Origin of the sequence: Arthrobacter sp. HMWF013 (assembly GCF_003061105.1) — a bacterium.
Taxonomy (GTDB): domain Bacteria; phylum Actinomycetota; class Actinomycetes; order Actinomycetales; family Micrococcaceae; genus Arthrobacter.
Genome location: NZ_QAIQ01000236.1, coordinates 1 through 6,393 on the forward strand (window position 1 = coordinate 1; position 6,393 = coordinate 6,393).

Consider the following 6,393-nt stretch of genomic DNA (forward strand, 5'->3'; position numbering starts at 1 on the left):
CTCTACGGAAACCTGGGCATGCTGGCTCCGGTCAAGGCGGCCAACCCCGGAATGCAGATCGCCGTGGGCGGCTGCCTGGCACAGAAGGACCGCGAGACCATCCTCAAAAAAGCCCCCTGGGTGGATGCTGTCTTTGGCACCCACAATGTGGGCGCACTGCCCGCACTGCTGGACCGGGCGCGGCACAACAACGAGGCCCAGCTCGAAATCCTGGAGTCCCTCGACGTCTTTCCCTCCACCCTTCCCACCAAGCGTGACTCGGTCTACTCGGGTTGGGTCTCCATCTCTGTGGGCTGCAACAACACCTGCACGTTCTGCATCGTCCCGGCCCTCCGCGGCAAGGAGAAAGACCGCCGGCCGGGCGATATCCTGGCGGAAATCCAGGCGCTGGTGGATGACGGTGCCATCGAAGTCACGCTTCTGGGACAGAACGTCAACTCCTACGGGGTGGAATTCGGCGACAGGCAGGCTTTCTCCAAACTTCTGCGGGCCTGCGGTGACATCGAGGGCCTCGAACGGGTCCGCTTCCCCAGCCCCCCCCCGGCCGCCTTCACGGACGACGTCATCGACGCCATGGCCGAGACCCCCAACGTGATGCCGCAGCTCCACATGCCACTGCAGTCCGGTTCGGACAAAGTCCTCCGGGACATGAAGCGCTCTTACCGGTCCACCAAGTTCCTGGGGATCCTGGACAAGGTCCGGGAGCGGATCCCGCACGCAGCGATCTCCACCGACATCATCGTGGGGTTCCCGGGCGAAACCGAGGAAGACTTCCAAGCCACTTTGGACGTTGTGGAAAAGTCCAGGTTCGCCACCGCGTTCACATTCCAGTATTCGAAGCGGCCCGGCACCCCCGCCGCAGATCTGCCCGACCAGCTGCCCAAAGCTGTGGTCCAGGAGCGCTTCGAACGGCTGACCGCACTGCAGGACAGGATCGCAGCGGAAGAAAACGCGAAACAGCTCGGCCGCCGCGTGGAGGTCATGGTGACAGCCCAGTCCGGACGCAAGGCCGAGGAGACCCACCGGTTGTCTGGCCGTACAAGGGACCAGCGCCTGGTGCATTTCTCTGTTCCCGAGGGTGCAGGGACGCCCCGCCCGGGGGATCTTGTCACAGTGACCATCACCGAAGCCGCAGCCTTCCACCTCGTCGCAGACCCCGAACTGAACGACTACACCCTCCGGCGCTCCCGCGCCGGCGACGCTTGGGACAGGTCGCAGGCCGATTCGTGCGGCGCGCCCGCTCCCGGTCCAGCAGGCTCCGGAGCCGGCCGGACCGGTGTCTCGCTGGGCATGCCCTCGCTGCCGGTCAGGAGCCGCTGAACCGTTGGCGCAGCCTCCGGTCATCGCTGTCGTCGGTCCCACGGGGTCAGGCAAGTCGGACCTCGCCGTCAGCCTCGCACTCGAACTGGGTGGTGAGGTCATCAACGCCGATGCCATGCAGTTCTACCGCGGCATGGATATCGGCACCGCCAAAATCACCGTGCCGGAACGCAGAGGCGTGCCGCACCACCTGCTGGACACCCTGGATGTCACCCAGGAGGCCAGCGTTTCCGACTTCCAGCAGCAGGCCCGGGACATCATCAGCGATGTCCACGCCCGCGGGAAGCGGGCCATCCTGGCGGGCGGTTCGGGTTTGTATGTGAGGGCAGCGCTCGACATCCTGGAATTCCCCGGAACGGACCCGGAACTGCGGAGGCAGTTGGAGGCCGAACTTGAGGAAACCGGCCAGGAAGCCCTTCTGGCGCGGCTCCGTGAGGTGGACCCGGTATCCGCGGGCCGGGTGGCAGATGCGCGCCGGATCATCCGGGCGTTGGAAGTGCACCAGCTCACCGGACGGCCCTTCAGCTCCTTTATGCCCCGCCGCGAGTACTTCCGGCCCGCCGTCCAGATCGGCCTGGCAGTGGACCGGGCCGTACTCCGCGAGCGGCTGGCCCTGCGGGTGGACGCCATGGTGCAGCGGGGCCTGCTGGACGAGGTGCGCCGCCTTGACGGGGCAGGACTCCGCAGCGGCAAAACCGCCCCGCGGGCCCTGGGCTATGCGCAGTTCCTCAAAGTCATCGACGGCGGATTTACGGTCGAGGAGGCTGTAGAGGACACCGTCGTGGCAACCAAGCAGTTCGCCAGGCGGCAGCTGACATGGTTCCGTGCAGATCCGCGGATCACCTGGCTGGACTGGGATGCTCCGGACCTCGCCGCCCAGGCGGCCAAACTCGCGCGGTGAGCGCCGCCGTCGGCCGTTTCAACTGACCCTCGGCTGGCCGGTAACCTAGGAGCATGCACGCAACTTCCGGAGAGACCGCAGAATCCGCCTTCCGCACCTTGGGCGGACTCCGCTTCTCCAAGGGCCACGGCACGGGCAACGACTTCGTGCTCATCGCTGACCCGGAGGGCGTCCACACCATCGACGCTGACCAGGTTGCCGCGCTCTGCGACCGGCACCGCGGCATCGGCGGAGATGGCCTGATCCGCGCCGTCCCGTCCCGGTATCTGTCCGAAGGGCGGGAACTGCTCGGAACCAACCCCGAGGCGGAGTGGTTCATGGACTACCGCAATGGCGACGGCTCCCTCTCGGAAATGTGCGGCAACGGGGTCCGCGTCTTCGTGCACTTTCTCCGCGCAGAAGGCCTTGTAGACCTCCCCGACGGCGCAGCACTCACCATCGGCACCCGCGGCGGGGTCAAGACCGTGGTCCGGACGGGGGACAACTACGCGGTGGACATGGGGCCCTGGGAGTTCATTTTCCCCGGGGAAGCCAGCGCCAAAGCCATGGATTCCCTGGTTACCGCGGAAGGCCTGGAAGTTCCCCGTCCCGCGCTGTCTGTCAGCATGGGTAATCCCCACACCGTTGTGGCCCTGGCGGAACTGTCCGAACTGGCGGCAACGAGGCTGTTTGAGGCCCCCCGCGTTGATCCCGTGCCGGCCAAAGGCACCAACGTCGAGTTCGTTGTGCCCTCAGAGCCCCTGGTCCACGACGGGGTCGGCACCGTGACCATGCGGGTCCATGAGCGTGGCGTGGGCGAAACCCAGTCGTGCGGGACCGGGGCCTGCGCAGCGGCGGTGGCGACCAGGCATTGGGCTGGAGCGGAAGCGCCGGACAGCTGGCAGGTCAGGGTACCCGGCGGCGTCGTCTGCGTTAAATTCTTTGCCGGGGCCGCCGGCCACGAGCACGTCGAGCTCAGCGGACCCGCGGTGATTGTGGCTAGCGGGACGCTTTCCTGACCCGGAGGATCCGGAAGGACTTCGACGTGGACTCCCGGGTCACGGTGAACGATGCATCCAGTTCGGCCGTAAGCCAGCGCTGAAGCGAATCGGAGCCCAGGTTTTTCTGGACCACCAGCCAGGCCGAACCGCCCGGCGCAAGGCGGGGCAGCCACAGCTTCAGCAGGCCGTGGAGTTCGTCCTTGCCGATCCGGATGGGCGGGTTGGACCAGATGGTGTCGAAGCGCAGTTCAGGGTCCACTTGGTCCGGGGTGCTGGCCACCACGTTGCCCAATCCGAGCAGGGCAGCGTTTTCGTTGGTGAGCGTGATGCAGCGTTCGTTCACGTCCACGGCGTAGACCTTCGCGTGGGGCGCCCGGAGGGCCAGCGTGAGCGCGATGGGACCCCAGCCGCAACCGATGTCCAGGAGGTTGCCGGTGGGCGAGGGAGCCGGGGCCTCCGCCAGGAGCACGGCAGTTCCCTTGTCAATGCCATCAGGGCTGAAGATCCCGGCGGAGGTCTGCAGCCTGCGCGTTTCTCCGGCCAGTTCCACAGTGAGTGGCTTTCGGGTGAACGGCCCGGCGGGCGATGCGCTGAAATAGTGTGCGGACTCCATAACTGGCCAGATTAGTGGGCCGCGGCGGACAACGCGAAACTGCGGCCGCCTGTTCTGCTAATCTAGGACCCATGTTCCTGATCTTCGAGTAGTCCCGCACGGGCGCCAGCCCGTCCGGCAGCCGTGCCCCGCAGCGATGCAGGTTGTCAACCTTCCGCATGGGCGCCACAGGACAGGCATCCGGCCGTGTCCTTCCGGCCGGCAGTACTCGAGTGATCAGCGTCGCCGCCGCTCACTTAACCCTGCTGCCTGCGCCCCCTTTCCACACTTAAGGCATCCCCAGGATGCGAATTTCACTTTGCGCGCGGCATCGGATCGACCGGCCCGCGCGGCAGCCCAGGAGGCCCTGATGACCCCAAGCCGTCAGCCCAGCGCGAATACTTCACCACTGAACAACAATCAGCACTATTCTGAAAATGCCGAATCTTCAAAGGAGACCATGACCAGCCAGCCCAATACCGGTTCCGATCCAGCAGCCCAGGACATGAGTCCCGAGGAAATCCAAGCTGTCATCGACCGGATACTTGCCAAGGACGTCCCGGCCAGGAATGCCGCCGCCACTGACGGCGACAAGGCCGTGTTCGGCAGGGCCCAGGCCATCTCCCGCCTGGATGACGAGCACACAACGTACGACGGCGACCAACAGGACCTCGAGGAACGCCGGGCATTACGGCGCGTGGCAGGCCTGTCCACCGAGCTTGAAGACGTCACCGAAGTCGAATACCGGCAGCTCCGGCTCGAGCGTGTGGTCCTTGCCGGCTTGTGGTCCGAGGGCACCTTGGCGGACGCGGAGAACTCCCTGCGTGAGCTCGCTGCCCTTGCCGAGACGGCCGGTTCCGAGGTCCTGGACGGTCTCGTCCAGCGCCGGGCCAAGCCGGATCCGGGCACCTTCCTGGGTTCGGGCAAAGCGCTTGAACTCAAGGAAATCGTGATGGCCACCGGAGCCGATACCGTGGTGGTGGATGCCGAACTGGCGCCTTCCCAACGGCGTGGCCTTGAGGACATCGTCAAGGTCAAGGTCATTGACCGTACGGCCTTGATCCTGGACATCTTCGCCCAGCACGCCAAGAGCCGCGAGGGCAAGGCCCAGGTGGAACTGGCCCAGCTCGAATACCTCCTTCCGCGCCTGCGCGGCTGGGGCGAATCGATGTCCCGCCAGGCCGGTGGCCAGGTGGGCGGGGCCGGCGCTGGTATGGGTTCGCGCGGCCCCGGTGAAACAAAGATTGAGCTGGACCGCCGGCGCATCCGCACACGGATGGCCAAGCTCCGGCGCGAGATCGCCGCGATGAAGCCGGCCCGCGAAACAAAGCGGGCCAACCGCCGTCGTAATTCGGTGCCTTCCGTTGCCATCGCCGGGTACACCAACGCCGGAAAGTCATCGCTGCTGAACAGGCTGACTGACGCCGGCGTGCTGGTGGAGAACGCGCTCTTCGCCACGCTGGATCCGACGGTGCGCAAGGCTGAGACCTCGGACGGCCTGGGCTACACCCTGGCTGACACCGTTGGATTCGTCCGTTCCTTGCCCACCCAGTTGGTGGAGGCGTTCCGGTCAACCCTGGAGGAAGTTGCTGACGCCGATCTGATCCTGCACGTCGTGGACGTTTCCCACCCGGATCCGGAAGGCCAGATTGCGGCTGTCCGCAAAGTCTTCAGCGAAGTGGACGCCCGCAAGGTGCCCGAGATCATTGTGCTGAACAAGGCCGACGCCGCGGATCCGTTTGTGGTGGAACGCCTGAAGCAGCGCGAACCCCGCCATGTGGTGGTCTCCGCCCGCACCGGCCAGGGAATCGCAGAGCTGCTGCGGGCCATCAGTGACAGCATTCCGCGTCCCAGCGTCAAGCTTGAGCTCCTCATCCCGTACAACCGGGGTGATCTGATCAGCAAACTGCACGAGACGGATGCTGAGATCCTGACCCTGGATCATGGCGAGGACGGTACGCGTGCAGTGGTGATGGTCCGTGAGGGCCTGGCGGCTGAACTGGAATCCTTCATCAACCATGACTGAGGTTGTCGCGGGGGAAATCAAGGGCACGGCCGGCGAGCAGTTTGTCATCGAACTGCTCGACCGCGCCGTCGCCGGCATGGGCGGTCAAAGCAGAAGCGGGCAGCACGAGATGGCCCGGCAGGTGGCGAAGGCCATTGAGACCGGCGACCACCTTCTCGTCCAGGCAGGAACGGGCACCGGGAAGTCGCTGGCTTACCTCATCCCGCTGATTGCGCACTCGCTGGTGAGCCACAAGCCCACGCTCGTTTCCACCGCCACCCTTGCCCTGCAGACCCAGATTGTGGGCCGCGACCTTCCCCGGCTGCTCAAAAGCATCACTCCGGCCCTGGAGCGCCCGGTCAAGGTTGCGCTGGTCAAGGGCCGTTCCAACTACGTGTGCAGGCATAAGCTCGAAGGCGGGTTCCCCTCCGAGGAACCCGCCGAGGGCCAGCTTTTTTCCCTGGGCGAGGACACCAGCGTCCCGCATTTCGCCGCTGCACTGGGCGGGCCGTCGTCCCAGCTGGGGAAGGAAGTGGTCCGCCTTCGCGAGTGGGCCGAAAAGACAAGTACCGGGGACCGCGACGAACTGCTTCCC

Annotated in this window: 6 protein-coding genes; 5 read left to right on the forward strand and 1 reads right to left on the reverse strand. The window is 65.8% G+C overall.

Going from position 1 to position 6,393, the window contains the following annotated elements; genetic code table 11:
- The 3 genes from miaB to dapF form a co-directional block, all read left to right on the forward strand.
- Positions 1 to 1,320: tRNA (N6-isopentenyl adenosine(37)-C2)-methylthiotransferase MiaB (gene miaB / locus DBR22_RS09620; protein ID WP_108598831.1), on the forward strand; the 1,320-nt coding region annotated here is incomplete at its 5' end.
- 4 nt (positions 1,321 to 1,324) lie between these two features.
- The gene (gene miaA / locus DBR22_RS09625) at positions 1,325 to 2,221 is read left to right on the forward strand and encodes a tRNA (adenosine(37)-N6)-dimethylallyltransferase MiaA (RefSeq protein WP_108598832.1); all 897 of its coding nucleotides are present in this window, start codon (positions 1,325 to 1,327) and stop codon (positions 2,219 to 2,221) included.
- 53 nt (positions 2,222 to 2,274) lie between these two features.
- A complete protein-coding gene (gene dapF, locus DBR22_RS09630; protein ID WP_108598833.1) occupies positions 2,275 to 3,219 on the forward strand; it encodes a diaminopimelate epimerase in 945 nt (314 codons plus the stop codon).
- Here the strand turns inward: dapF and DBR22_RS09635 are convergent.
- Positions 3,200 to 3,814, reverse strand: coding sequence for a class I SAM-dependent methyltransferase (locus DBR22_RS09635; protein ID WP_108598834.1), 615 nt, complete (start codon positions 3,812 to 3,814; stop codon positions 3,200 to 3,202). The genes dapF and DBR22_RS09635 overlap by 20 nt on opposite strands.
- Positions 3,815 to 4,253: 439 nt before the next feature.
- Here DBR22_RS09635 and hflX point away from each other — a divergent pair, with 439 nt between their 5' ends.
- Together hflX and DBR22_RS09645 are read left to right on the forward strand one after the other, a co-directional pair.
- Positions 4,254 to 5,819 (forward strand): GTPase HflX, encoded by a 1,566-nt coding sequence (gene hflX / locus DBR22_RS09640; protein WP_108598835.1) that lies wholly within the window; start codon positions 4,254 to 4,256, stop codon positions 5,817 to 5,819.
- The coding region (locus DBR22_RS09645; RefSeq protein WP_146187453.1) for a DEAD/DEAH box helicase at positions 5,812 to 6,393 on the forward strand (582 nt) is incomplete at its 3' end. The genes hflX and DBR22_RS09645, both read left to right, overlap by 8 nt.

Bases quoted from the DNA above. Each gene is read 5' to 3' on its own strand.
- hflX (WP_108598835.1), top strand. From the start codon at position 4,254: ATGACCAGCCAGCCCAATACCGGTTCCGATCCAGCAGCCCAGGACATG.
- dapF (WP_108598833.1), top strand. From the start codon at position 2,275: ATGCACGCAACTTCCGGAGAGACCGCAGAATCCGCCTTCCGCACCTTG.
- DBR22_RS09635 (WP_108598834.1), bottom strand. From the start codon at position 3,814: ATGGAGTCCGCACACTATTTCAGCGCATCGCCCGCCGGGCCGTTCACC.